A 25,124-nucleotide genomic window follows, 5' to 3' on the forward strand; every position below is an offset into this window, starting at 1 on the left:
CACTTCGGCAGGGGCGACGGGTCCGCTCCCTACGGTGGGCGCATCCCATCCCCCCGGGTGGCCGCCCTCCCGATCCTCCGCCCCGCACTGCGGAGGAGCCGCGGCTCCGCCCCTCGCGAAGGCAGACGCCCATGCTCCGACGCGCCCGACGACGCGCACCGCTCGCCCTCGTCCTCGCGGCGGCGCTCGCGGCCGGCCTGGTGCCGCTCGGCGCCGCTCCCGCCACGGCGGCCGGCTCCGCCACGGCCCCGGGGACCTACGAGAACGACTCCCCCGCGCTGACGCTGACGGGCACCTGGAACCCGGTCGCCTCGTCGATGGACAGCGGCGGGAGCTACGCGCAGCTCACCACCACGGGAGCGGCGGAGATCACCTTCGCGGCGACCGGGGTCGCCTGGACGGCGCGGAAGAACCAGTCCTCCGGGATCGCCGACGTGTACCTCGACGGCGCCAGGGTCAGCACCGTCGACCTCTACTCGGCGGCCACGCAGTACCGGCAGACGGTCTACAGCGTCGACGGTCTCGCGGACGGCGAGCACACCCTCCGCATCGTGCGCACCGGCACCAAGAACGACAGTGCGATCGGCCGGAACCTCACGCTCGACTCCGTGGTCGTCTCGGACATCACTCCCCCGTCCGCGCCGACGGGCGTGACCGCGGTGCCGGAGGGGACCGGCGCACGGGTGCGCTGGACGGCCGCGCCCGAGAGCGACGTCACCGGCTACCAGGTCTTCCGCGCGGCGAGCGGCAGCACCGACTGGACGAGGCTGACCGACGACCGCGGGGTGGGCGGCACCGACCTGCTCGACGAGGGCCTGGCACCGGGCGGCGGCTACTCCTACCGGGTGGCGGCGGTCGACGCCGCGGGGAACGTCTCGCCGCGGAGCGCGACCGCCTCCGTCGCGCTGCCGCAGAACGCCGTCGCACCGGGGACCTACGAGAACGACTCCCCCGCCGTCACCCTCTCCGGCAGCTGGAGCGCCGTCGCGTCGTCGATGGACAGCGGCGGCTCGTACGCGCAGCTCGGCACCGCCGGCTACGCCGAGATCTCCTTCACGGGCTCCGGCGTCGCCTGGATCGCCCGGAAGAACCAGTCCTCCGGCACCGCGGACGTGCTGCTCGACGGGGCGACGGTCGCGACGATCGACCTCTACGCGGCGACGACGGCGTACCAGCAGGCGGTCTACCGGGTCGACGGCCTGGCCGACGGCGTGCACACCCTGCGGGTCGTCCGCACGGGCGCGAAGAACGACAGCGCGATCGGCCGGAACGTCACTCTCGACTCCTTCGTGATCCCCGACGTCACCGCGCCCGCGACGCCCGCCGACGTCTCCGCCGTGCCGGAGTCGACCGGAGCGCGCGTCTCCTGGTCGGCGAGCGCCGACGCGGACACGACCGGCTACCGCGTCGAGCGCGCGGCCGGCACGGACGACACCTGGACCGAGATCACGCCCGCCGCCGGCACGACGGCCCTCACCCTCCTCGACGAGGCACTGCAGCCGGGCGCCGCCTACCGCTACCGGGTCGCCGCGTTCGACGGCTCGGGCAACACCTCGCCGCGCAGCGCTCCCGCCGCGGTGACGACCGCGATCACCGCCGTCCTCCCCGGCACCTGGGAGAACGACTCCGCCGCCGTCACCCTCTCCGGACCCTGGACCACGGTCTCGTCGTCGATGGACAGCGGCGGCGGCTACGCGCAGCTCGGCGCCGCCGGCTACGCCGAGCTCTCCTTCACCGGCACGGGCGTCTCGTGGCTCGCCCGGAAGAACGCGTCGTCCGGCATCGCCGAGGTGCTGCTCGACGGCGTCTCGGTGGAAACGGTCGACCTCTACTCGGCCTCGACCCAGTACCGGCAGACCGCGTACCGGGTGGACGGGCTGACCGACACGACGCACACCCTCCGCGTCGTGCGCACGGGGACGAAGAGCGACGCGGCGAGCGGGCGCAACATCACCCTCGACGCGTTCGTGGTGCCGGACGTCACCGCGCCGTCCCCACCGACCGAGGTCACCGCCGTGCAGGAGGGCACCGGCGCCCGGGTCAGCTGGACCGCGAGCCCGGAGCCGGACGTCGCGGGCTACGAGGTGTACCGCGCCACCGACTCGGCCTTCACCCGGATCGGCCCGGCCGAGGGCGTGACCGGGACCAGCCACCTCGACAGCGATCTGCAGCCGGGAGTGACCTACTCGTACCAGCTGGCCGCCTTCGACGCCTCCGGCAACACCTCCGCGCGCACCGCCGCCGCGAGCACCACGATGGCGCTGCGCGCCGTGCCGCCCGGCAACTACGAGAACGGCTCCTCCGCGATCACCACCACCGGCACCTGGACCACCGTGTCCTCCACGATGGACAGCGGCGGCAGCTACGCCCAGCTGACCACCGCCGGCTACGCCGAGCTGTCCTTCGAGGGCACCGGCATCAGCTGGACGGCGCGGCGGAACCCGTCGTCCGGCATCGCCGAGGTGCTCCTCGACGGCCGCTCCGTCGCCTCCGTCGACCTCTACTCCGCCTCGACGCAGTACCGGCAGACCGTCTACCGGATCGACGGCCTCGCCGACGCGGCGCACACGCTGCGGATCGTCCGCACCGGCACCAAGAACGCGAGCGCGATCGGCCGCAATCTGACCCTCGACTCCCTCGTCGTCGCCGACGTCACCGCGCCGTCCGCGCCCACGCGCGTCACCGCGGCCGTGGAGGGGACCGGCGCCCGGGTCGGCTGGACCGCGAGCCCCGAGAAGGACGTCACCGGCTACCGGGTCTACCGCGCCGCCGCCGGATCGTCAAGCTGGACCCTGCTCACCCCGGCCACAGGCGTCGCCGGGACGGACCACCTGGACGACGGCCTGCAGCCCGGCGCCGGCTACTCGTACCAGGTCGTCGCCGTCGACTGGGCGGGCAACACCTCGCCGCGCAGCACGAGCGCGTCGGTGACAATGCCGCAGAACGCCGTGCCGCCCGGCACCTACGAGAACGACTCCCCCGCCGTGACGCTCTCCGGCACCTGGGGCGTCGCCACCTCGCCCGTGGACAGTGCGGGCAGCTACTCGCAGCTGACCACCGCGGGCTACGCCGAGCTCTCCTTCCGCGGCACCGGCGTCTCCTGGATCGCACGGAAGAACTCGTCCTCGGGGATCGCCGAGGTGCTCCTCGACGGGAGGAAGGTCGCCTCGGTCGACCTCTACTCCTCGACCACGCTCTACCAGCAGACCGTGTACCGGGTGGCGGGGCTGACGGACGCCGTGCACACGATCCGGGTGGTGCGCACGGGGACGAAGAGCGACGCGGCGATCGGCCGCAACATCACGCTCGACTCCTTCGTCGTGCCGGACGTGACCGCGCCGGCCGCCGCCACCGGCCTCGTCGTCGGGCCCGAGGGCACCGGTGCGCGGATCAGCTGGACCGCGAGCCGCGATTCCGACGTGGCCGGCTACCGCCTGCTGCGCACTCCGACGACGAGCACGACCTGGCTGCAGGTGCAGAGCGCCCTGGTGACGGAGACGAGCTACTACGACGCGGGACTCACCCCGAGCGGGCGGTTCAAGTACAAGGTGATCGCCGTGGACGACAGCGGCAACGAGTCGCCCGGGACGCCGACCGCGTCGCTGACGGCGCCCGCGCGGCCCGCGATCGAGAGCCCGGCGCTCGCCGACTGCCCGGCGGCGACGGTGACGGTCTCGACCACCGCGCAGCTCAAGACGGCGCTGAGCGCGGCGAAGCCCGGCACCGTGATCCGGCTGGCGGCGGGCGTCTACACCGACTCCTTCATCGTCTCGAAGTCGGGCACGGCGGCGGCGCCGATCTGGATCTGCGGCGGCCGCGACGCGGTGCTCGACGCGGGCTCGACCTCGGAGGCGCGGGCGCTGCTCCTCTCCTCGGTCAGCCACGTCAAGCTGGTCGGCTTCACCGTCCGCAACTCGACGAAGGGCGTGATGGTGGTCGGCAGCGACCACGTCGTCGTGTCGCAGCTGAAGATCCAGAACATCGGCGACGAGGGCATCCACCTCCGCTCGACGACGACCGACAGCGTCGTCTCCGGGAACGTCATCGACCGGACCGGGCGGGAGCGCCCGCTCTACGGCGAGGGGATCTACATCGGCACGGCCGAGGAGAACCGCTGCACCTACAGCGGCTGCCTCCCCGACCCGTCCGACCGCAACATCATCGCCGGCAACACGATCACGAACACGACCTCGGAGGCGATCGAGGCCAAGGCCGGCTCGAAGGACGGCTGGATCGTGGACAACTCCGTCGACAGCGCGGGGATGGGCACCGACCACCAGTCGCCGCTCGTGATCCTCGGCAACTCCTGGGTCGTCACGGGCAACACCGTGGTCAGCGCGCACCGCGACGGCATCCAGGTCTACGCGTCCGAGGACGCCTTCGGCTGGGACAACGAGGTGTTCGGCAACAGCTTCGGCACCGCGCCGAGCGGCTACTTCGCCCGGATGACGGTCGACGTGCACGGCAACATCGTCGGCTGCGACAACGATCCGGGGGCGGCGGGGGTCTCGAACCTGAGCTGCCAGAACTGACGGCGGCCCGGCGCGGGGCGCTCAGCGGGAGGGGTGCGCCTCGATCACCGAGGCCTGCGGACGCCGGACCGAGAGCGTCGAGCTGCCGGGCTCGGCGGAGTAGGCGATCAGCCCCTTCGGGTCGCCGGCGCTGGTCGCGGCGAAGTAGGTGACGTCGAGGTCGTACGTGTCCGCGATGCGGTAGGCGAGCTCGAAGCTCTTCCGGTCCTCGTCGCTGGAGCCGGACTCCCAGCCCAGCTCGCCCATCGTGCAGTGCACGCCGTGCCCGGAGCACCACTTCGCGAACGTCGTGATCCGGCCGAGGAGGTCGGCGCGCGTCCCCCCGTGCAGGTAGAAGTGCTGGGAGTAGACGATCGCGTTCTGCGGGTCGTCGATCGGCGCGCCGACGGGAGCGTCGTGCGCGAAGCTCGACAGCAGGATGGAGTCGATCCAGACCGCGTGCGCGTCACCACGCTGCCGGAGCTCGTCGACGATCGCCTGGGTGTACTGGAAGTAGGCGGTCGCCCCGGTCAGGCTGCCGCGGGGCTCGTTGAAGAGGTTGTAGGCGGCGACGCGGTCGTCGTCCTCGAAGCGATCCGAGAGCGCGCGCCACACCTTCAGCACGTCGTCGACCGTCAGATCGCCGCCGCAGTAGATCGTGCCGGCCGGCGCGACGCCGGTGCCCCAGGGGAAGGCGCAGCTGTTGTGCAGATCGAGCACCACGCGGATCCCGGCGTTCCCGGCGCGCTCGACCTGCTCCTCGAGCAGATCGAGATAGGCGGGGTCGACCGGCGCGTCCAGCGCCGCGCGGACGTCCTCGCCCGGCTGCCACGGCTGCAGTCGCTGCCACGGGACGGCGAGGCGGACGATCGAGACGCCGTCCTGCGCGAGGAAGTCGTAGCTGCCCTGGCTGTCGGGCGTCACCTGATCGGTCGGGAGCATCCGCTGCTGCTGGAGCGTGTAGAGGTTGACGCCGCGCAGATACGACTCGCCGTCGAGGTAGGTCGAGAGTCCGGACTCCGCCGTGCTGTACCCGGCCAGGTCGATCGTGGACGCCGCGCTGCTCGAGCGGGCCGAGCCGGCAGCGGGCGACGCGTCGGCCCTCGGAGCGCAGCCGGCGACCAGGGTCAGCGCCGATCCGAGGGCGACGAGCGTCAGCAGGCGCCGCCCGCGGCTCATCCAGGTCTTACCGGACACGTGCCGTTCCTTTCTCGAGGTGATCCGCGACCGGCCCCGCGGCCGCTGCCGGACGAGAGGAGTGCGCTCCGCACCGGAGGTGCCGGCGGAGGTTGGTCACCCTAGCACGAACATGAGGACTGCTCGGTTTTTGGAGCGGAGATCGACCCGGAGCGCGCGAGGGCGCACGCCGCACGGGAGCGGCGTGCACGGAAGGGCGGCGCGAGCGGCCGGGAGCTACCGGCTCGGGTGCGCCTCGATCACCGACGCCTGCGAGTGCCGGACCGAGATCGTCGAGCTGCCCGGCTTGGCGGAGTAGGCGATGAGCCCCTTCGGATCCTCCACGCTGGTCGCGGAGAAGTAGGTGACGTCGAGCCGGTAGCGGTCGGCGATGCGGTAGGCGAGCTCGAAGCTCTCCCGGTCGTCGGCGCCGGAGTCGGACTGCCAGCCGAGCTCGCCGATCGCGCAGTGCACGCCCTGATCGGAGCACCACTTCGCGAACGCGGTGATCCGCTCGAGCAGGCTCTTTCGCGTGCCGCCGTGCAGATAGAAGTGCTGGGAGTAGACGATCGCGTTCTGCGGATCGCTGATCGGCGGGCCGTCGGGCGCGTCCTCGGCGAAGCTCGACAGCAGGATGGAGTCGATCCAGATCGCGTGCTCGTCGCCCCGCTGCCGCAGATCGTCGACGACCGCCTGCACGTAGCGGAAGTAGGCCGTCGCTCCGGTCAAGCTGCCGCGCGGCTCGTTGAAGAGGTTGTAGGCGGCGACGCGGTCATCGCCCGCGAAGCGACTCGAGAGCGCCCGCCAGACCTTGAGCACGTCGTCGACCGTCAGGTCGCTGCCGCAGTAGATCGTGCCCTTCGGCACCGGCCCGGTGCCCCAGGGGAAGGCGCAGCTGTTGTGCAGGTCGAGGACGAGGCGGATCCCCGCCTTCCCCGCCCGCTCGACCTGCTCCTCGAGCAGATCCAGGTAGGCGGAGTCGACCGGGGCGTCCAGCGCCGCGCGGACGTCGTCGCCCGGCTTCCAGGGCTGCAGGCGCTGCCACGGGACGGCGAGGCGGACGATCGAGACACCGCGGCTCGCGAGGAAGTCGTAGGTCGCCTGATTGTCGGGCTTCACCTTCGAGGTCGGGAGCGAGCGCTGCTGCTGCAGCGTGTAGAGGTTGACGCCGCGCAGGTAGGAGTTCCCGTCGAGGTAGGTCGCGAGGCCGGACTCCGCCGTCGGCAGCGGAGTGGGGCTCGCGGTGGGCGTCGAGCTGCCGGTGGGGGTCGGCTCCGGGCGCGGGGTGCAGGCGGCGAGGACCACCAGCACGGTGCCGAGAGCGAGGACCGTCAGCAGGCGCCGGACCCGGCTCGTCCGTCTCGTACCGGGCATGCGCCCTCCCCTCTCGATGCGCTGCGCGCTCGACACCGGACCGCCGTCGACCCGGGTGATCGCACTCCACCCGGGAGGGCGGCGACCGGGCTCCACGCTACCGGGGGAAAGCCGGGGAAAGGTGAATCGTCCGACGCGGGAATGCTGGCGAATCACCGCAGGAATGCCGGGAGAGCGCTCGAGAGAGACGATTCGATAACGCCGTGAAAGCTCATCGGAGATCGCCGAAGAAGCCGATCCGGCTCTTCTCCCGAACCGGAGTCGACTTCTCCCGGAAGCCCCTATCCACTAGAATTCAGCTACTTCTCCCGACCAAGAAGGACTCTCCTATGCCTCTTCTCACCAGCCTCACGAAGCGCCTTCCTCCGCAGTGGCGGTGGCGGATCCTCTCGCGCGCCCTGGGCCGCTCGGCGGCCGCCCGCGCGCTCGGCGTCACGGTCGGCGAGGGCTGCCGGATCATCTCCTGCCAGGTGCGCTCGGAGTACGACCTGCTCAGCATCGGCGACCGCGTGACGGTGAGCAGCGAGGTGCTCTTCATCACCCACGACGGCGCCGGCTGGCTCGCCAACGACGAGCGGGGGCGGCGGTACCGGGTCTCCCCGATCACCATCGGCGACGACTCCTTCATCGGCGCCCGCTCGATCGTCATGCCGGGCGTGGCCATCGGCTCCGGCTGCATCGTCGCCGCCGGCGCCGTGGTCACGAAGTCGGTGCCCGACGGCGCGATCGTCGGCGGCAATCCCGCGAGGATCATCGGTGAGACAGCCGCGTTCCGCGAGAAGGCGCTGCGGGAGTGGCCGACGACTCGGCAGGTGTCTCGGGAGCCGCGTCCGGCCCTCGACCGCCGATGATCTGACCGGCACGGAACATCAGCGGCGCGAGGAACGCGAGCAGCGCCGGATTGACGTCGATCGCGCTGAAGCCCGAGAGGCTGACCGCGAACGCGACGATCGCCGCCGCGACCCCGGCGTCGCCGCGCTTCGAGACGCGGAGCACGATGACGACGATCGCCCCGAGCGCGAGGATCGCGAGCGGGATGCCGAGCGAGAGCAGCAGCTGGAAGACGGAGTTCTCGAGCGGTCCGTCGAAGACGGAGGAGAACTCCGCCGCGGAATTGCTCGGCCCGAGACCGATCAGCCAGTTGTCCTCGATCATTCCGAGAGCCACATCCGTGGACTGCTCCCGGTAATCCGACGACTTCACTCCGCCGGAGGATTCGTTGCGCTGATCGAGCAGCGGGGAATTGGTGATCACCCCGAGGAATCCGAGTGCCGAGATCATCAGGAAGAACGCGGTGATCCGCCGAGTCCGCTTCGAGGGCGAGGCGCCGAAGAGCAGCACGAGGCAGCCGAGCGCGAGGCCGATGGCGATCGCCAGGACGCCGGTGCGGGAGACGGCCAGGATGACCGCGGCCCCCGATCCGGCGAGCGCCGCGATGCGGAGCCAGCGCCGCTTGTCGGAGCCGAAGAGGGCGATCATCGCGCAGACCGTCGCGACGGTGGAGGTGACCAGCGGGTGGCCGAGGCTGGTCCGGCTGCGGAACACCGACCAGACCTTCTCGGTGACGTCGTAGGAGAAGAGCGAGGACCACGGATTGAAGCCGGCCACGAAGTCGAGGACGGCGAGCGCCCCGATGAACACGCCGACCCAGAGGTAGGCGTTCTGCGCGGACGACCAGACGTCGTCGCTCCGCGTCCGCCCGTAGAGGTAGGGCAGCACCGTGCAGACCAGCGCCACGACCACCCACGCCACCGACAGCCCGGGCTCGAGGCCGAGGGCCACCGAGACGGCGAGCGCGCCGAGCACCGGGATCCACAGCATCGTCCCGGCACGCGCCGGCTCGGCGGCCGCGTCGCGCTTGCTCAGCACCAGCCGCACCATCCAGACCAGCAGGATGATCACCGCCGGCGAGAAGTAGCGCCCGATCAGCCGCGGAACGTCCATGTAGCCGACCGGCAGGACCACCAGCACGGCGAGCGCGAGGGCCGGCATCAGCCGGCGCGGCATGAAGAACAGGACGATCGCGCCGATGACGGCGACGAAGCCGAGGGCCACGAGGGTCATACGCGCACGTCGTCCGACTCGACTCCGAGGCCGCTGTTCAGCGGGCGCACCCGGCGGGTGCTGGCCAGCGCCAGGTCGTCCGGAGTGACCTCGTCCGCCTCCCGCACCAGCGCGAGATCGCGCTCGGCCAGCAGGCGGGCGATCTGCGCCTGGTGGTCGTCGATGTGCTCGCCGTTCTTCGAGCGCCGGATCACGAGCACCGGGTAGATGCCGAGCTCGAGCAGGCGCAGCACACTGCCGACGCCGGCGTGGCTGATCACCACGTCCGCGTCCTTCGCCGACTGGTCGAAGCGGGAGCTGGAGAAGAAGTCGCACACCTCCCCGCGCATCCCCGGGACCGGCGGCGTGACGCCGAGCTGCCAGATCGAGCGGTCGCAGACCAGCGGCGACAGGGCCTCGACCGGCCGCGGGAACGGGTACTTCTTGATCGTGCCGAGGGTGACGAAGACGCACGGCTCGGCGACGCTCTCGCGCGCCGTGTACGACTCGAAGGAGTCGAGGACCGAGCCGCGGTACGCCCAGCGCTTGTCGGACCAGTGCCGGTGCTGCGTCCAGACGGAGCGCGCGAGCCGGGTCCGGTCGACCAGGCGACCGGTCATCGAGGGGCCGTCGACGCGCGAGACGCTCTCGATGTAGTGGGTCGGCAGGCCCAGCGACCGGGCGGCGAGGAACGCCGGGGCCGCGATGGCCGCTCCCGTGCTCACCACGCCGTCGAAGCCGCCGCCGGCGAGGAGACGGCGGAAGCGCGGCACGGCGCGCAGCGCCCCCCGCAGGTCGCGCTGCAGGATCTCGGGGATGTAGTGGTGCGGCTGGTCCGAGAGCAGACCGGTGGCCTGCGGGGACTCGAACGTCACCCACTCCGAGGTGCGGTCGATCGTGGAGCCCTGGGAGAGGCGCCAGAGCTGCTCGAGGTGGCCGCCGTTCGAGGCGGCCAGGAGCAGGCGCGGCGGGCGGGCGGTGCTGAATGCTTCGGCGAGATCGATCATGCTCGTGCCTCCAGGAGAGTGCGGACTGCGGTTCGGACGACGGCGAGCTGCTCGACGGCGCCCTGCAGGGCGCTCTGCTGCGAGGTGTCGGCGGGGACGCTGCGGAGGGCGTCCGCGATCTCGTCGGCCGAGCGGTGCTTCGCGTCGAAGACGACGATGGGGATGCCGGCGGCGGCGAAGTGCCGCTCGATCTTGTCGGTCGGCGAGTCGGCGACCGAGGCGACGTCGGCCCCCTCGGCGACGGCGACGATCAGCGCGTGCAGGCGGTCGCTGACGACGAGCGCCGACTCCGCGAAGGCGCGGCGCACCTCCTCCTCCTGCACCTTGTGCGAGCGGGAGCCCCAGGCGACGTAGTCGGCGCCCCACTCGCGGGCGAGCTCGGCCATCAGCGGCTCGTCGCGCTCCACCTGGGTGACGACGGTGAGGCGGAGACCGCGCTCCTCGGCGACGCGGGCGATCGCCTGCCGCCACTGCCGCGACGGCGGCACGCGGTCGCCGCGCATGGTGACGGTGAGGCGGGTGCGCTCGATCGGGTCCGCGTGCTCGGTGCCGGTCTGGCCGAAGCCGAGATCCGGCATCACTCCCCCGTGCCCGAGGCGGTCGGCGGTGCGGACGTCGCGCCACATCGTGTAGTGGCTCAGCCCGAGGGTCGAGCGGAAGACGGCGGTGGGCCAGCGGTCGAAGTTGCGCGACCCCGCGCCGACCCGGATGACGAGCCCGCCGCGCAGCCGCGTGGCGACGACCAGCGGGAGCAGGCCGATGTGCTCCTTGAGCCCGCGCCAGGTCAGCTGGATCTCGCCGGGCTTGTAGATGTAGGCGACGCACTCGCCGCGGCGCAGGCTCGTGACGAGCTCGCGCGCCCAGCCGCCGACGCTGCGGTAGGTGACCACGTCGGCGGGGAGGTCGAGCGCCTCGTCGTAGGAGGCGGGCGACGCGCCGACGTAGGCGTGCATCTCGCCCATGCCGCTCAGCCACTCCACGAGCTCGCGGCGGAGCACGATGTCGCCGATGTTCTCGTACTGCCCGATGACGGGCACGAAGATCTTCATGCTCACCTCTCCTACTTGCTCAGGATCGTGTCGACGATGAGGGGGGCGTTGAGCTCCTCGACGGAGGCTCGGGCGACGCTCGCGGACGCCGCACTGGCGCGCTCGACGGCCGCGGCCAGCTCGGCCGGGTCGTCGCGGGAGGCGCGGGCGCCGTTGACGCCCTCGACGATCAGCGCGTTCGGGTCGCCGCCGGGTGTGGTGGCGACCGGGAGCCCGGTGGCGAGCGCCTCGACGATCGAGCGCGAGAAGCCCTCGAAGCGGGAGCTCATCAGCAGCAGGTCGTGCTCGCGCATCAGCGCACCGACCTCGCCCTTGGGCACGGCGCCGCGGAAGTCGACGCGGTGCGCGATCCCGGCGGCCGCCGCGGCCTCGCGCATCCGGCCCTCGAGCGTGCCGCTGCCGGCCACGGTGAGGCGGTAGCGCTCGGGGAGCAGCGCGAACGCGGCGATCGCGAGCTCGGGGTTCTTGGCCGGCTCGATCCGGCAGGCCCAGAGCACGTTCACCTTCTCGCTGCTCTCGCTCGCGCTCGGGTAGAACTCCGTCGGGTCGAACCAGGTCGGCGAGAAGTGCACCGACGAGGACTGCCGGCGCAGCCGCTCCGCACCGCCGCTGCTGAAGATGACGACGGCGCGGGACTGGCGCACGACCCGCCGCTCGAGGAAGCGGTAGAGCCCGCGGGCCCGGCGGAAGAAGGAGACGCTGCCCTGCTTGAGGTTCGCGTCGCCGCTGCTGTGCATGAACTGCACGTGCGGGGTGCCGCGGAAGTGCCGGAGCGCGACGGCGCCGACGTTGACGCGGTGGGTCTGCACGGTGTCGAAGTCGGCGACCGGCAGGAACTTCTTCAGCCCGCGCGCCAGGCGCACCGAGTGCGGGATCCGCCGGGTGAGGTCCGCGTGGTCGAGGCGGACCACCGGCATGAACGCGAAGCGGCGGCCGCCGATCTCGTACTCCTGCCACTCGCCGAGCACCTTGTCGCCGATCGCGTCGACGCCCGCGATGCGGATGACCTCGGTCTCGGGAGCGAACTTGACGAGACCGCGGATGCAGGTGTCGATGCCACCCGGCTTGGGGCGCACGGGGTCGAACTGCTCGACGATCAGGCGAGTGCTCATCTGGGGATTCCTTCTCTGGGGTGTCATTTCTTCAACCAGCGCACGAGGTCGACGGGGGAGATCGACGAGCGACGGGTCGCGAGCGCGTACGCCGCGACGAAGACGAGGGTCTGGACGGCGACGATGCCGAGGACGGCGAGGGTCGGCGGGTCGAGCAGGAACAGCAGCAGCCAGCCGGGAGTCCCGATCACGATCGAGAGCACCGCCGTGGTGATCGCCCCGCGGACGACGCCGCGGCGGACCTGCGACTCGATCCGGAAGCCGATCCGCCGGTGCAGCCAGCGGAGCTTGATCGGCAGGTCGATCCAGTACGAGAGCGCGAAGCCGGTGGCGAGACCGAGGATCACACCCTGCGGCGGCAGCACCAGCAGCCCGACGAGCCCGGTCCCCGCCCAGATCGTGTTGATCACGAACGCGCTGTAGAGCGGGCGGATGCCGTCGTGCTTCGCGTAGAACGGCCGGATCAGCAGTACGTGCCAGGCGAACGGCAGCAGGCTCGAGGCGAAGACCGCGAGGACGAGGCCGATGATCCGCGCGGAGTCGGTCGACGTCTCCCCGCGGGCGAACATCAGCTCGCTGAGCCCGGGACCGAGGGCGACCAGCAGACCGGCGACCGGCAGGATGAACGAGGCCAGCCGCAGCAGCGCCTCGCTCAGCTCGCGGAACGCCTCCTCGTCGTTCGACGCCGCGAAGTGCCGGGACAGCCGCTGGAGCAGCACCGAGGCGAGGCTCGACACCGCGACGCCCTGCACGACCGAGACGATCGCCTGCGCGTAGAACAGCGCCGAGTAGCCGAAGCCGACCACCCCGGCGTCCGCCGCCGTCGCACCGGCCTGCGAGGCCCAGGCGGCGGTGAGCAGATTGGAGATCTGGTAGCAGACCGCCGAGGCGACGGCGAGCAGTCCGGTCCGTGCGGCCAGCCGCAGGCCGAGCCCGCGCAGTCCGCCGCTCCAGCGCGGCCGGAAGCCGGCCCGGATGAGCAGAGCGCAGAGCACGACCGTCTGCAGCACCGTGCCGCCGAGGGTCGCGGCGCCGAGCACCGTGATCGCGACCAGCGAGACCGAGCCGGGCGCATCGGCCTGCACGTCGCCGGCGCTCAGCACCACGACGGCGCCCGCGATCACGCCGACGCTCGAGACGGCCGGCAGCCAGCTGACCGAGGTGAACCGGCCGCGCGCGTTCATCAGCTGCGACGCGACGGTGAAGACCGACGCGGCCGCCACCTGCGGCGTGCACCAGAGGAAGAAGGCGAGGGTCAGCTCGCGCTGCGAGAAGCCCCAGCTGCCGCCGCCGAGCACGGCGATCAGCGGTCCGGAGAACGCGAGCAGCAGCCCGGTGACGACGAGGCCGAACGCCGCGGAGCAGAGCAGCAGGATCGTCCCGTAGCGGTCGGCGTCGCGCTCGGAGCGCAGGTGCAGCTTCGCGAGCTGCGGCAGGAACACCGCGGCGATCACTCCCCCGCCCAGCAGCAGGAAGATCTGGTTCGGCACCTGGTTGGCCAGGTTGTACGAGTCCGAGACCAGCCCCGTGCCGAGCGCGGCGGCCAGAGCGATGTTGCGGAGGAAGCCGAGCACACGAGCGACGAGCGTGCCGGTCGACGCGCTCAGGACGGTGCGTCCGGCACCCCGCTCGCTCACTTCTGCATCACCACGGCCTCCAGGCGGCTGCGGAGGGCCGCCCCGCTCGCCGCGCGGGTGAAGGAGCCGAGCCACGCGTCGTGGCCGGCGACGGTCATGCCGGCGGCCTCGACCACGCCGGCGGCGAAGTCGGCGGCCGACTCGCCCGCGACGAGGACACCGGTCAGCCGCGGGACGATGGCGTCGGCCACCCCGAGCGCCTGCGAGGAGGCGACGCTCGGCACGCCGACCCGGGCCGCCTCGACGAGGACGTTGCCGAAGCCCTCGGACAGCGACGGGAGCAGCACGACGGCGTTCGCGGGCAGGTCGGAGGACCAGGAGGAGACCCAGCCGTGGAAGACGGCGGGGACCCCGCGCTGCGCAGCGAGCGCGCGGACCTGCTCCGTCAGCGGCCCGACGCCGTAGAAGTGCGCGACCACCTCGCGGCCGTGCAGCTCGCGGCAGGCCACCGCGGTCTCGACGACCAGCTGCGGGCGCTTCTGCGCGACCAGCCGTGCCGGCGCGACCAGCGCGAGAGGACCGTCGTCGTGCCGGGGCAGGGCGGCGGCGGCCGACTCGGTCTTGAGCGACGGGTTCAGCACGACGGAGACCCGGGCGGGCGGCAGGCCGTAGAGCGCGATCGCCTCGGCGGCGACCGGGTGCGAGATCGCGACGAACTCGTCGGCCCAGCGGTAGGCGACGCGGGCCAGCAGCTGCTTCGCCGCGTAGGCGAGGCCGAAGGTGCGGCGGAGGTGGACGGCCATGTTGCGGCCGCTGATCAGCACGCGCGGACGGCCGGGCAGCAGCCGGGTCGCGAAGAGCGCGAGGAGGTTCCAGTACGGCATCAGCGCGAGCACCGCGTCCGGCTTCTCGGCACGCAGGAGGCGCCGCAGCTGCAGCAGCTTGCGCACGGTCCCGCGGCCGTCGAGATCGGCGAGTCGCAGCTCCGCGGGGATCTCGTCGTCGCCGGTGAGCTTCGTCGCGGCGACCACGACGGTGTCGCCGCTCGCGGCGAGGTGCAGAGCCCACTGCCGGGCCACGAACTCGGCCCCGCCGCCGGAGAACCGGGGGACGAGGAGGACGACCTTCATCTCTTCGCGCTCTCGACGCGGGCGAACGCCGCCGGCATCATCGACGCGGAGTCGCGGCTCGCGACGACCCGCGCGGGGGCGCCGGCGACCGTGACTCCGGCCGCGACGTCGCGGTTGACCACGGCGTTCGCGCCGATCACCGCGCCGTCGCCGATCGTGACGGCGCCGTAGATCACCGCGCCCGGGCCGATGTAGACGAAGTCGCCGATCGTCGGCACGCCGCCCTGGGCGATGCCGATCGTGACGGTCGGGTGGATGCGGCAGAACGCGCCCACCCGTGCCCGCGCGTTGACGACGAGGGTGCCGTAGTGCGCGATCGAGAGTCCGGGGCCGAAGACGCCGGGACCGATCGAGATGCCGGTGCGCAGCCCGGCGCGCTGGAGGCGGAAGCGCGCGACGAAGCGGGCGGCACGGGCGGCGGCGCCCTTCTGCGCGCGGAGGAACTCCACCCGGCGCAGCAGCCGCTGGTAGTGCACGACGGGGTGGCGCCAGCGCGAGTCGAACCGCCAGGCGGACACTCCGTGCGCCATCTGGTCGGCCAGCACGAACGCCCGGAGATCCTCGCGGGTGCGGATCGTCCTGGGCAGGCTGCGCAGCTCCTCGTCGGTGAGCGTCACGCGCGCCCTCCGAAGGTCTCGCACGCCCAGTCGAGGTGGCGCGCGAGTCCGTCCTCGAGCTGGACCTTCGGGGCCCAGCCGAGCTCGGCCGCGATGCGGTCGGTGCCGCCGCCCGTGCGGACGACGTCGCCGAGCGCCTTGTCGGTGTACGAGACGTTCAGCGGCGAGCCGTGCAGCCGGCCGAGGAAGTGCAGCACCTCGTTCACCGAGGCGCTCGTCCCTCCGGCAACGTTGTAGACCGAGCCGGGAGCCGTCGCGGTCGTCGCCGCGAGGACGTTCGCCTCGACGATGTCGTCGACGAAGGTGAAGTCGCGGACCTGCTCCCCCGTGCCGTAGATCTCGATCGGATCGCCGAGGACGGCCGAGCGGACGAAGCGGGTGAAGGCCATGTCCGGGCGCTGGCGCGGGCCGTAGACGGTGAAGTAGCGCAGCGACGTGGTCGGCAGGCCGAAGTTGGTGCCGTAGAGGCTGGTGAGGTGCTCGGCCGCGAGCTTGGTCACGCCGTAGGGGCTGACCGGCGAGGGCGGCGTCGCCTCCGAGGTGGGGAAGGACTCCGCGTCGCCGTAGATCGACGAGGAGGAGGCGTAGACGAAGCGCTGCAGGCGGTCGTGGTCGCGGAGCGCCTCGAGCAGTCGCTGCGTCGCGCCGATGTTCCGGGAGAGGTAGGGGGCGAAGCCCTCCTTCCACGAGCCGCGCACGCCCGGCTGGCCGGCCTGGTGGAAAACGACGTCGACACCGTCGAGCAGCGGAGCGAGCTCGACCGTGGTCAGATCCGCCTCGACGAGCTCGAGTCCGGCGGCGATGTTCTTCGCGGCATTGGCGCGCTTGAGCGAGACGTCGTAATAGTCGGTGAAGGCGTCGATGCCGACGACATCCCAGCCGTCAGCGAGGAGTCGGCGACTGATCGTCGAGCCGATGAAGCCGGCTGCGCCGGTGACGAGCGCTTTCATGGATCCCTTCGCGACTAAGCCAGGAAAAGGCCCGGTCGATACTCGGATAAGTGAATGAGAAGCGGTCGGCATTGCCCGCGGAGTTTCGAACTCTACCGGCCGGAGAAGTCGCTCACGGCGCTCGGAAGCGACTTTCGCTCAGTTCGTGTCCCCCGTTCGGAGGCTCTGGAATGGAGGGATCGTCGCCCTTCCCCGGGGAGCCCCGAGCGGCCCTCCCGTGCCCCCCAAGAGGTGGGCGAGGCCCGGAATCCTGCTAAGTTCGGGGTCGAGCGCCGCCGCCGCTCTCTCCGCCGCCCCATCGTGGCCGGCTCAGGAGCTCCGCCGGCCGATGGCCGCTCTCGTCCGGATCGGCTCCTCCGAGGGGTGAAGGGAGGACTGCATTGTCCGGGAATCGCAGATGGCTGGCGAGAGCCGCAGTATGCGTCGAGAAAGCCGATAAGGCCTTCCTCGTGCCGCTGCGCGAGCCGCTGGTGGAGGCCGTGGAGATCTCCGGATCGGGAGTGGACATCTGGGACTCGATCTGTGCGTCCTCTCATGGAATCACACTTCCGGCGCTTATCGAGAAGATTGCCGCACTTTATTCGACAGATGTCTCCGAGATAGCCGGACCGGTCGAGGAATTCGTTCTCCTCCTGCGCGATCGCGGTCTCGTCCTCGCCGCGGATCAGAGTCCGGGCGGCGCAGGATGACGGGCGCCGCGGGTCTCGACCTGCGCACCGCGGTGCTTCTCCTGCACGGCTGGCTCTCCTGGTTCGCGGAGCAGCACGCGCACCGCGCGCTCTTCCTCAAGGGGCCGGGGCTGCGGTTCCACGGCCTGCGCGGCGAGCACGTCTCCGCCGACGTCGACGTCCTCGTCGACCCCGCGGACTTCGAGTCGTTCTGCGCCCTGCTCGAGGCCGGCGGCTGGAGTCAGCGCCGCAGCACCTTCGCCGGCACGCGCTACACCGAGCACTCGCGCACCCTCATCCACCCCAGCTGGCCCTGCGACATCGACGTGCACCGCTTCTTCCCCGGGTTCCTCGCGCCCGGCGAGGTGGTCTTCGACGAGCTGTGGCGGCGGCGAGTGCCGATGCCGGCCGCCGGGCGCGACTGCAGCATCCCTGACCGGGCCGGCAGCCTGCTCGTCCTGGCCCTGCACGCGCTCCGGAGCCGCTCGGACAACGCCCGGCACGCGCGCGAGCTCGCCCACCTGATCGAGCACGCCGCGCTCGACGCCGAGCAGCGCGCCGATCTGGTCGCGCTCGCCCGCCGCACGGGCGCCGAGCACACGCTCGCCGAGGTGCTCCGCGCGCTCGACGCGGTCCCCGCGACTCCGGCGCCGCCGGTCGAGGATCCGGCGGAGGCCGCCGCGCTGGCGGAGTGGACCCGTCGCGTGAGCGCCGGCGCGAGCACGGGCTACATGTGGACCAGCATCATCCGGCGGCAGCGCGGCTGGCGTCGGCTGCTGACGATCCGCCACGCACTCTGGCCGCGGCGCGCGGATCTGCTGCGGATGCGGCCCGCGACGACGGACACGGCCGCGGGTCGCACACGGGCTCGGCTCCAGCGCCTGGTGCGGGGTGCGCCAGCGGCGTCGCGGGCCGTCGCGCAGCTGATCACCGACCGCCGCCGCTCCCGCCGCTGATGGCGGCCGCGGTCAGCGCACCGCCACCGTCGAGCGGTCGCGACCGGTGAGGTCGCGCTGCGTCGTCGCCCCGCGCCAGCCGTCCGCCGTGAGCAGCGCGCGGATCTCCGCGCCCTGCAGCTCGCCGTGCTCGATCACGAGCACTCCCCCGGGCCGGAGCAGCCGCAGCGCGGTCCGCGAGAGCGCCCGCACGACGTCGAGTCCGTCCTCGCCGCCGTAGAGCGCGGCGGGCGGGTCGTAGCGCTGGACCTCGATGTCGCGCGGGATCGCCGCCGACGGGATGTACGGCGGGTTGGACACGACGACCGAGACGGTGCCGTCGAGGTCGGGCAGCGCGTCCGCGAGGTCGGCGAAGACGATCCGGGCGTTCTCGAGGCCCAGCCGGTCGCGGTTCCCGCGCGCCCAGAGGAACGCGTCGACCGAGTTCTCGACGCCGATCACGCGGGCGTGCGGCACCTCGTGCGCCAGCGCGAGCGCGAGGGCACCGCTGCCGGTGCCGAGATCGACGGCGAGCGGCGACTCGTCCGCCACGGCGCGCAGGGCGTCGATCGCGAGCTGGGCGACCCCCTCCGTCTCCGGGCGCGGCACGAAGACGCCGGGGCCGACGGCGAGCTCCAGCGAGCGGAACGGCGCGACCCCGGTGATGTGCTGGAGCGGCTCGCGCGAGGCCCGGCGCTCGATCGCGTGGTCGAAGGCGTCACGGGTCGCCCCGTCGAGCGTGAGACCCGTGATGAGCCGCGCCTGCAGCGACCCGCGGCCGAGGCCCAGCAGGTGGCCGAGCAGCAGCTCCGCGTCCACGTCCGGCGTCGGCACGCGCGCGGCACTCAGCCGCGCGACGGCGTCCGCGAGCAGCGCCCGGGCGTCGAGCTCGATCGTCACGGTGCTCACGACTCGTCGGAGCCGATGTCGGCCAGGCGGGCCTCCTCGTCGAACTGGATCGCGCTCTCGACCACGGGGTCGAGCGCGCCGTTCATCACGCCGTCGAGGTTGTACGCCTTGTATCCGGTGCGGTGGTCCGCGATCCGGTTCTCCGGGAAGTTGTAGGTGCGGATCCGCTCGGAGCGGTCCATCGTGCGGATCTGCGTCTTCCGCGCGTCCGAGGCGGCGGCCGCGATCTCCTCCTGCTGGCGCGCGAGGATGCGGGCGCGCAGCACGCGCATGCCGGCCTCGCGGTTCTGCAGCTGGCTCTTCTCGTTCTGCATCGACACGACGATGCCGGTCGGCAGGTGGGTGATGCGCACCGCGGAGTCGGTCGTGTTGACCGACTGGCCGCCCGGGCCGGAGGAGCGGTAGACATCGATCTTCAGGTCGTTCTGGTTGATCGCGACCTCCTCCGGCGCGTCCACCTCGGGGAAGACCAGCACGCCGGTCGTCGAGGTGTGGATGCGACCCTGCGACTCGGTCACGGGGACGCGCTGCACCCGGTGCACGCCGCCCTCGTACTTCAGGTGCGCCCAGACGCCCTGCGACGGGTCGGTCGCGTTGCTCTTGATCGCGACCTGGACGTTCTTGTAGCCGCCGAGGTCGGACTCGTCGCGGTCGAGGATCTCGGTCTTCCAGCCCTTCGCCTCGGCGTAGTGCAGGTACATCCGGAGCAGGTCGGCCGCGAACAGCGCGCTCTCGGCGCCGCCCTCGCCGCCCTTGATCTCCATGATCACGTCGCGGCCGTCATCGGGATCGCGCGGGATGAGCAGGCGGCGCAGCTTCTCCTGGGCGACCCGCAGGCCCTCCTCCAGCTCCGGCACCTCCTCGGCGAAGGCGTCGTCCTCGCGGGCCAGCTCGCGGGCGGCCTCGAGGTCCTCGCCGGCCTGGATCCACGCGGAGTGCGCGGCCTTGATCTGGCTCAGCTCGGCGTAGCGGCGGTTGACCTTCTTCGCGCGCGCGGCGTCCGCGTGCAGCGCGGGGTCGGACAGCTGCGTCTGGAGGTCCTCGTGCTCGGCGAAGAGGACGCTGACGGATTCGAACATGCGGTGATCCTGGTTTCCGGGTGTCGTGTGGTGGTGGGCGGCCCGTGCTGGTCGAGGAGGCGCCGTGTCGAGACCGACGTGCTCAACGGAGCGGGTCTCGATGCCTTGCTGGTCGAGGAGGCGCCGCAGGCGCCGTATCGAGACCCGGGACGCGAAAACGTCCGCGACCGCCCCCGGGAGGAGGGCGGTCGCGGACGTCGGGGCAGCTAGTGGTGGCCGTTGCCGTGGTTCGCGGTGGTCGGGCCGACGGCGGACTTCGAGACCTGCATGAGGAACTCGACGTTCGACGACGTCTCCTTGAGGCGCGACAGGATGATCTCGAGCGCCTGCTGCTGGTCGAGCCCGGCGAGGGCGCGGCGCAGCTTCCAGGTGATCTTGACCTCGTCCGCGCTGAGCAGCATCTCCTCGCGGCGGGTGCCCGACGCGTTCACGTCGACCGCCGGGAAGATCCGCTTGTCGGCGAGGTGGCGGGAGAGGCGGAGCTCCATGTTGCCGGTGCCCTTGAACTCCTCGAAGATCACCTCGTCCATCTTCGAGCCGGTCTCGATGAGCGCCGTCGCGAGGATGGTGAGCGAGCCGCCGTTCTCGATGTTGCGCGCCGCGCCGAAGAACTTCTTCGGCGGGTAGAGCGCCGAGGCGTCCACGCCGCCCGAGAGCACGCGACCCGAGGGCGGCGCGGTCACGTTGTAGGCGCGGCCGAGGCGGGTGATCGAGTCGAGCAGCACGACGACGTCGTGGCCCAGCTCGACGAGGCGCTTGGCGCGCTCGATGGCGAGCTCGGCGACCGTGGTGTGGTCCTCCGCCGGGCGGTCGAACGTGGAGGCGACGACCTCGCCGCGCACGGTGCGCTGCATGTCGGTGACCTCCTCGGGACGCTCGTCCACGAGGACGACCATGAGGTGGACCTCGGGGTTGTTCTGCACGATCGCGTTGGCGATCTGCTGCAGGACGATCGTCTTGCCGGCCTTGGGCGGCGCGACGATGAGACCGCGCTGGCCCTTGCCGATCGGGGCGACCAGGTCGATGATCCGCTGGGTCAGCTTGCCCGGCTCCGTCTCGAGGCGCAGGCGCTCGGTCGGGTACAGCGGGGTGAGCTTCTGGAACTCGACGCGCGCGGCGGCCTCCTCGACGGTCTGGCCGTTGATCGAGTCGACGCGGACGATGGCGTTGTACTTCTGGCGGCCGCTGCCCTCGCCCTCGCGGGGCTGGCGGATGGCGCCGACGACCGCGTCGCCCTTGCGCAGGTTGTACTTCTTGACCTGGCCGAGGGAGACGTAGACGTCGCTGACGCCGGGCAGGTAGCCCGTGGTGCGCACGAAGGCGTAGTTGTCGAGCACGTCGAGGATGCCGGCGACCGGGATGAGGACGTCGTCCTCGCTGATCTCGGGCTCGAAGTCGTCGCCGACCGCTCCCCCGCGGCGCTTGCGGTCGCGGTAGCGGCTGCGGCGGCCGTCCTCGTCCGCCTGCTGGCCGTTCTGCGCGGAGCCCTGGGCACCCTGGCCGCCGGCGTTGCCGCCCTGGCCCTGGTTGCCGCCCTGGCTCGGCGCGGACTGGCCGTTGCCGTTCTGCGCGGCGCCGTTCTGGCCACCGTTGCCCTGGCCGCCGTTGTTCTGGCCGCCGTTCTGCTGACCGTTCTGCTGGCCGCCGTTGCCGTTCTGGCCGCCACCGTTCTGGCCGCCGTTCTGCTGGCCGCCGTCGTTCTGCTGGCGGTCCTCGCCGCGGCGGTTGCGGTTCCGGCGGTTGCGGCCGCGGCCGGTGCCCTGCTGGTCACCCGAGTTCTGCTGCTCGTCGGAGCCCTGCTGGTCGGAGCCCTGCTGAGCGTCGCGGCGGTCGCCGCCGTCCTGCTCGTCACCGGAGTCGTCGGAGACGGTCTCGGCGGCGTCGGCCGACTCGGGCTGCTCGCTCTGCTCGGCGCTGCCGCCGCGGCTGCGACGGCGGCCACGGCGCTCGCGCTGCCCGCCCTCGCGGGACGAGTCGTCGGACTCGGGGCCGTTGGGCAGCTCGATCTCGATGACCGGGCGGGGAGCCTGCTCGGCCTCGGGCGCCTGCTCGAGGATCGGGGGGAGCTCGGGGATGAGCGACTCGACGCCGCTGCCGGCCGGCACGTTCACGTGCTCGCCGGCGGCGACGGTGCCGCTGGAGGCGCGGCGCGAGCCGCGCCGGCGGGGCGTGCGCTCGGCGGGCTCGGCGACCGGCTCGGCGGCCACGGGCAGGTCGAGCTCGACCGGGGCCGCGTCGGCGACGACGGGAGCCGGCTCCTCGGTGGTCGCGGCGGCCTGCTCGAGGACGTCGGCGGTGTCCGCCTCCGTGCTCTCGGCCGCGGCGGGGGTCTCGGCGGGCGCCTCGAGCACCGGAGCGCTCTGCTCGGCCACGTCGGCGGGCTCGGCCTCGACGCTCGTGCCGTCGACGACGGCCTCGGGCTGCTCGGCGAAGGCCTGCTCGGCGACGACGGGCTCGGCCGCGGCCGGCTCCTCGGCGGCGGCGGGCTCCTCGGCGACGAGGGCCTCGGGCGCCTCCGCGGGCTCGGCCGGCTCGGCCGCCGCGCCGGCGCGGAGGTCGGTGATGGCCTGCACGAGCTCGCCCTTGCGGAGCTTGGACGCTCCGCCGAGGCCGAGGCTCGTCGCGAGCGCCTGCAGCTCCGCTACGCGGAGAGCCGAGAGATCGGCGTTGGTGTCCGCAGCGGGGCTGTGGGTGTTGACATCTGTCACTGGAGAGGGGTTCCTTCCCCCCGGGAACGATCGCTCACCGGGAGAGCACATCGACCGTGCGGGTCCATCGCGAGTTCTGATCCACGCGATGCTCTCGGTCGCCGGCTCGACCTGCCTCGGAAAGCGCAGAGAGGGCACGAGCGACCAGGCGCTGGTCTGCAAGAGAAGCAGGGGCGCCCTTCACACGATGTGATGGCCGTGATTATCGGGACGATCCGTCGGACAGATTCCGCTCGTTACGCGGCTCCTCGGGATGCGATCCCCACTGTAGCACCCTTGAAGTCGACGGCCAGCATGTGCGCGCGCCACGGCGTGCGCGCCTCGCGGGCCACCAGATCCGCGGCGGCGAGGCGCTGCGCCGGGTCGCTGCAGAGCACGAGGACGCTCGGTCCGGCACCCGAGACGACGGCGGCGTAGCCGTGCGAGCGCAGCAGGGCGATCAGCTCGGAGGTCTCGGGCATCGCGGCCGCCCGGTAGTTCTGGTGCAGCTTGTCCTCGGTCGCCGCGAAGAGCAGCTCGGGGCTCTGGATCAGCGCCGCGATCAGCAGAGAGGAGCGCGAGACGTTGAAGACCGCGTCCTCGTGCGGCACGCTGATCGGCTGCAGCGAGCGCGCCAGCCGCGTCGACATGGTGTGCGCGGGGACGAAGACCACGGGCGAGACGCCGCGGTGCACCATCAGCTTCTTCGAGCGCGGCCGGAGCGGCGCCTCGGCCCCGCCCTCGGCGCCGGGCTCGACCCAGGCGATGGTGAGTCCGCCGAAGAGCGCGGGCGCCACGTTGTCCGGGTGCCCCTCCATCTCGGTCGCGATCCGGAGCAGGTCGTCGGAGTCGAGCTCGACGATCCCGTCGAGCAGCCCCTTCGCCGCCATGATGCCGGAGACGATCGCGGCGCCGGAGGAGCCCATGCCACGGCCGTGCGGGATGATGTTGCGCGCGATCACGTCGATCCCGGGCATCTCCTGCCGCTGGTCGGCGAAGGTGTAGGCGATCGCCTGCACGACGAGGTTCGTCTCGTCGGTCGGCACCTCGCCCTCGCCCACTCCGTGCACGGTCACCCGGGCGCCCGTCGCCGCGACGGCCGTGACGTCGAGCTCGTCGTAGGACGAGAGCGCGAGGCCGAGCGTGTCGAAGCCGGGACCGAGGTTCGCCGAGGTGGCGGGGACCTTCACGTGCACGGTGCGGCCGACGGGAACCGCCGAGGTCATGCGCCGGCCAGGCCCAGCACGTCGGCGATCGCCGCGGTGTCCACGGGCACGACGGTCGGCGTGATGTCGTCGCCGTCCGCGGTGCGCAGGGCCCACTGCGGGTCCTTCAGGCCGTGGCCCGTGACGGTCAGCACGACGGTCGAGTCCTTCGGGATCTCGCCCGCCTCGGCCCGCTCGAGCAGGCCCGCGACGCTGATCGCGGAGGCGGGCTCGACGAAGACGCCGACCTCGCCCGCGAGGATGCGGTACGCCTCGAGGATCTTCTCGTCGGTGATCGCGCCGAAGTAGCCGTCGCTGACGCTGCGCGCGTTGAGCGCGAGCTCCCACGAGGCGGGGTTGCCGATCCGGATCGCGCTGGCGATGGTCTCGGGGTGGCGGACGGGCGCGCCGTGCACGATCGGCGCCGAGCCCGCGGCCTGGAAGCCGAACATCCGCGGCAGCTTCGTCGTCGCACCGCGCTCCAGCTCCTCGGAGTAGCCGCGGAAGTAGGCGGTGTAGTTGCCGGCGTTGCCGACCGGCACGATGTGCAGGTCCGGCGCGTCGCCGAGGACCTCGACGACCTCGAAGGCGGCGGTCTTCTGACCGGCGATGCGGTCGGGGTTCACCGAGTTGACCAGGTGCACCGGGTAGTTCTTCGCGAGGTCGCGGGCGATGTCGAGGCAGTCGTCGAAGTTGCCCTGGACCTGCAGCAGCTGCGCGTTGTGCGCGATCGCCTGGCTCAGCTTGCCGAGCGCGATCTTGCCCTCGGGGACGAGCACCGCGGCGGTGATGCCGGCGTGCGTCGCGTAGGCCGCGGCGGAGGCGGAGGTGTTGCCGGTGGAGGCGCAGATGACGGCCTTGGCGCCGTGCTCGACGGCCTTCGAGATCGCCATCGTCATGCCGCGGTCCTTGAAGGAGCCGGTCGGGTTCATGCCCTCGTACTTGACCCAGACCTTCGCGCCCGTGCGGGCCGAGAGTGCCGCCGCCGGGATGAGCGGGGTGCCGCCCTCGCCGAGCGTGATGACGGGGGTCGCCTCGGTGACATCGAGGCGGTCCGCGTACTCGTGCAGGACTCCGCGCCACTGCTTGGCCATC

19 protein-coding genes are annotated in these 25,124 nt (G+C 72.2%); 4 read left to right on the plus strand and 15 right to left on the minus strand.

Annotated elements, in window-relative coordinates; all coding sequences use genetic code 11:
* Window positions 1-131 precede the first annotated feature (131 nt).
* Window positions 132-4,532 (plus strand): fibronectin type III domain-containing protein, encoded by a 4,401-nt coding sequence (locus GSU72_RS12705; RefSeq protein WP_159985399.1) that lies wholly within the window; start codon window positions 132-134, stop codon window positions 4,530-4,532.
* Between the two features lie 21 nt (window positions 4,533-4,553).
* Here GSU72_RS12705 and GSU72_RS12710 read toward each other — a convergent pair whose 3' ends face one another.
* Window positions 4,554-5,708 carry a cellulase family glycosylhydrolase gene (locus tag GSU72_RS12710; RefSeq protein WP_159985400.1) on the minus strand — a complete coding sequence of 385 codons (1,155 nt, stop codon included), beginning with the start codon at window positions 5,706-5,708 and terminating at the stop codon, window positions 4,554-4,556.
* A 216-nt stretch (window positions 5,709-5,924) separates the two neighbouring features.
* Window positions 5,925-7,061 carry a cellulase family glycosylhydrolase gene (locus GSU72_RS12715; RefSeq protein WP_159985401.1) on the minus strand — a complete coding sequence of 379 codons (1,137 nt, stop codon included), beginning with the start codon at window positions 7,059-7,061 and terminating at the stop codon, window positions 5,925-5,927.
* A 329-nt stretch (window positions 7,062-7,390) separates the two neighbouring features.
* Between GSU72_RS12715 and GSU72_RS12720 the strand changes: the two genes are divergently transcribed.
* Window positions 7,391-7,912 (plus strand): acyltransferase, encoded by a 522-nt coding sequence (locus tag GSU72_RS12720; RefSeq protein ID WP_159985402.1) that lies wholly within the window; start codon window positions 7,391-7,393, stop codon window positions 7,910-7,912.
* On the opposite strand, the gene GSU72_RS12725 is transcribed toward GSU72_RS12720, so the two are convergent.
* Genes GSU72_RS12725 through GSU72_RS12760 form a run of 8 tightly spaced genes read right to left on the minus strand, consistent with a single transcriptional unit; the run spans window position 7,812 to window position 16,546 of the window.
* Entirely contained in the window at window positions 7,812-9,125 is a 1,314-nt protein-coding gene (locus GSU72_RS12725; protein ID WP_159985403.1) for an O-antigen ligase family protein, read from the minus strand. The genes GSU72_RS12720 and GSU72_RS12725 overlap by 101 nt on opposite strands.
* Window positions 9,122-10,111 carry a glycosyltransferase gene (locus GSU72_RS12730; RefSeq protein WP_159985404.1) on the minus strand — a complete coding sequence of 330 codons (990 nt, stop codon included), beginning with the start codon at window positions 10,109-10,111 and terminating at the stop codon, window positions 9,122-9,124. Before GSU72_RS12730 ends, GSU72_RS12725 begins: the two co-directional genes overlap by 4 nt.
* Window positions 10,108-11,160, minus strand: coding sequence for a polysaccharide pyruvyl transferase family protein (locus GSU72_RS12735; protein ID WP_159985405.1), 1,053 nt, complete (start codon window positions 11,158-11,160; stop codon window positions 10,108-10,110). Before GSU72_RS12735 ends, GSU72_RS12730 begins: the two co-directional genes overlap by 4 nt.
* An 11-nt stretch (window positions 11,161-11,171) precedes the next feature.
* A complete protein-coding gene (locus GSU72_RS12740; RefSeq protein ID WP_159985406.1) occupies window positions 11,172-12,272 on the minus strand; it encodes a glycosyltransferase family 4 protein in 1,101 nt (366 codons plus the stop codon).
* 23 nt (window positions 12,273-12,295) lie between these two features.
* Window positions 12,296-13,909 carry a lipid II flippase MurJ gene (locus GSU72_RS12745; protein ID WP_159985407.1) on the minus strand — a complete coding sequence of 538 codons (1,614 nt, stop codon included), beginning with the start codon at window positions 13,907-13,909 and terminating at the stop codon, window positions 12,296-12,298.
* On the minus strand, window positions 13,906-14,979 hold the full coding sequence (locus tag GSU72_RS12750) for a glycosyltransferase (protein WP_159985408.1): 1,074 nt from the start codon (window positions 14,977-14,979) through the stop codon (window positions 13,906-13,908). The genes GSU72_RS12745 and GSU72_RS12750 overlap by 4 nt, the downstream gene beginning before the upstream one ends.
* On the minus strand, window positions 14,976-15,596 hold the full coding sequence (locus GSU72_RS21830; RefSeq protein ID WP_279631660.1) for a serine acetyltransferase: 621 nt from the start codon (window positions 15,594-15,596) through the stop codon (window positions 14,976-14,978). Before GSU72_RS21830 ends, GSU72_RS12750 begins: the two co-directional genes overlap by 4 nt.
* A complete protein-coding gene (locus GSU72_RS12760; RefSeq protein WP_159985409.1) occupies window positions 15,593-16,546 on the minus strand; it encodes an NAD-dependent epimerase/dehydratase family protein in 954 nt (317 codons plus the stop codon). The genes GSU72_RS21830 and GSU72_RS12760 overlap by 4 nt, the downstream gene beginning before the upstream one ends.
* A gap of 449 nt (window positions 16,547-16,995) precedes the next feature.
* On the opposite strand from GSU72_RS12760, the gene GSU72_RS12765 reads away from it, so the two are divergent.
* Window positions 16,996-17,235 carry a PqqD family protein gene (locus GSU72_RS12765; protein WP_159985410.1) on the plus strand — a complete coding sequence of 80 codons (240 nt, stop codon included), beginning with the start codon at window positions 16,996-16,998 and terminating at the stop codon, window positions 17,233-17,235.
* Window positions 17,232-18,170, plus strand: coding sequence for a nucleotidyltransferase family protein (locus tag GSU72_RS12770; protein WP_159985411.1), 939 nt, complete (start codon window positions 17,232-17,234; stop codon window positions 18,168-18,170). The genes GSU72_RS12765 and GSU72_RS12770 overlap by 4 nt, the downstream gene beginning before the upstream one ends.
* A gap of 12 nt (window positions 18,171-18,182) precedes the next feature.
* Here GSU72_RS12770 and prmC read toward each other — a convergent pair whose 3' ends face one another.
* The 5 genes from prmC to thrC all read right to left on the minus strand — a co-directional run bounded on the left by prmC (window position 18,183) and on the right by thrC (window position 25,123).
* Window positions 18,183-19,049, minus strand: coding sequence for a peptide chain release factor N(5)-glutamine methyltransferase (prmC, locus tag GSU72_RS12775; protein ID WP_159986810.1), 867 nt, complete (start codon window positions 19,047-19,049; stop codon window positions 18,183-18,185).
* A gap of 5 nt (window positions 19,050-19,054) precedes the next feature.
* Complete coding sequence (prfA, locus tag GSU72_RS12780) at window positions 19,055-20,137, minus strand: peptide chain release factor 1 (RefSeq protein ID WP_159985412.1); 1,083 nt, start codon at window positions 20,135-20,137, stop codon at window positions 19,055-19,057.
* A gap of 206 nt (window positions 20,138-20,343) precedes the next feature.
* Entirely contained in the window at window positions 20,344-22,845 is a 2,502-nt protein-coding gene (gene rho / locus GSU72_RS12785; protein ID WP_244255798.1) for a transcription termination factor Rho, read from the minus strand.
* Window positions 22,846-23,081: 236 nt separating this feature from the next.
* Complete coding sequence (thrB, locus tag GSU72_RS12790) at window positions 23,082-24,050, minus strand: homoserine kinase (RefSeq protein ID WP_159985414.1); 969 nt, start codon at window positions 24,048-24,050, stop codon at window positions 23,082-23,084.
* Window positions 24,047-25,123 carry a threonine synthase gene (gene thrC / locus GSU72_RS12795; protein WP_159985415.1) on the minus strand — a complete coding sequence of 359 codons (1,077 nt, stop codon included), beginning with the start codon at window positions 25,121-25,123 and terminating at the stop codon, window positions 24,047-24,049. The genes thrB and thrC overlap by 4 nt, the downstream gene beginning before the upstream one ends.
* Between the last annotated feature and the right edge of the window lies 1 nt (window position 25,124).

It is taken from the genome of Rathayibacter sp. VKM Ac-2760 (assembly GCF_009834185.1).
Classification (GTDB): domain Bacteria; phylum Actinomycetota; class Actinomycetes; order Actinomycetales; family Microbacteriaceae; genus Rathayibacter.

Bases quoted from the DNA above. Each gene is read 5' to 3' on its own strand.
- GSU72_RS12730 (WP_159985404.1), bottom strand. From the start codon at position 10,111: ATGATCGATCTCGCCGAAGCATTCAGCACCGCCCGCCCGCCGCGCCTG.
- GSU72_RS12735 (WP_159985405.1), bottom strand. From the start codon at position 11,160: ATGAAGATCTTCGTGCCCGTCATCGGGCAGTACGAGAACATCGGCGAC.
- GSU72_RS12705 (WP_159985399.1), top strand. From the start codon at position 132: ATGCTCCGACGCGCCCGACGACGCGCACCGCTCGCCCTCGTCCTCGCG.
- thrB (WP_159985414.1), bottom strand. From the start codon at position 24,050: ATGACCTCGGCGGTTCCCGTCGGCCGCACCGTGCACGTGAAGGTCCCC.
- GSU72_RS12725 (WP_159985403.1), bottom strand. From the start codon at position 9,125: ATGACCCTCGTGGCCCTCGGCTTCGTCGCCGTCATCGGCGCGATCGTC.
- GSU72_RS12715 (WP_159985401.1), bottom strand. From the start codon at position 7,061: ATGCCCGGTACGAGACGGACGAGCCGGGTCCGGCGCCTGCTGACGGTC.
- GSU72_RS12770 (WP_159985411.1), top strand. From the start codon at position 17,232: ATGACGGGCGCCGCGGGTCTCGACCTGCGCACCGCGGTGCTTCTCCTG.
- GSU72_RS12740 (WP_159985406.1), bottom strand. From the start codon at position 12,272: ATGAGCACTCGCCTGATCGTCGAGCAGTTCGACCCCGTGCGCCCCAAG.
- GSU72_RS12720 (WP_159985402.1), top strand. From the start codon at position 7,391: ATGCCTCTTCTCACCAGCCTCACGAAGCGCCTTCCTCCGCAGTGGCGG.
- GSU72_RS12750 (WP_159985408.1), bottom strand. From the start codon at position 14,979: ATGAAGGTCGTCCTCCTCGTCCCCCGGTTCTCCGGCGGCGGGGCCGAG.
- prfA (WP_159985412.1), bottom strand. From the start codon at position 20,137: ATGTTCGAATCCGTCAGCGTCCTCTTCGCCGAGCACGAGGACCTCCAG.
- thrC (WP_159985415.1), bottom strand. From the start codon at position 25,123: ATGGCCAAGCAGTGGCGCGGAGTCCTGCACGAGTACGCGGACCGCCTC.
- GSU72_RS12760 (WP_159985409.1), bottom strand. From the start codon at position 16,546: ATGAAAGCGCTCGTCACCGGCGCAGCCGGCTTCATCGGCTCGACGATC.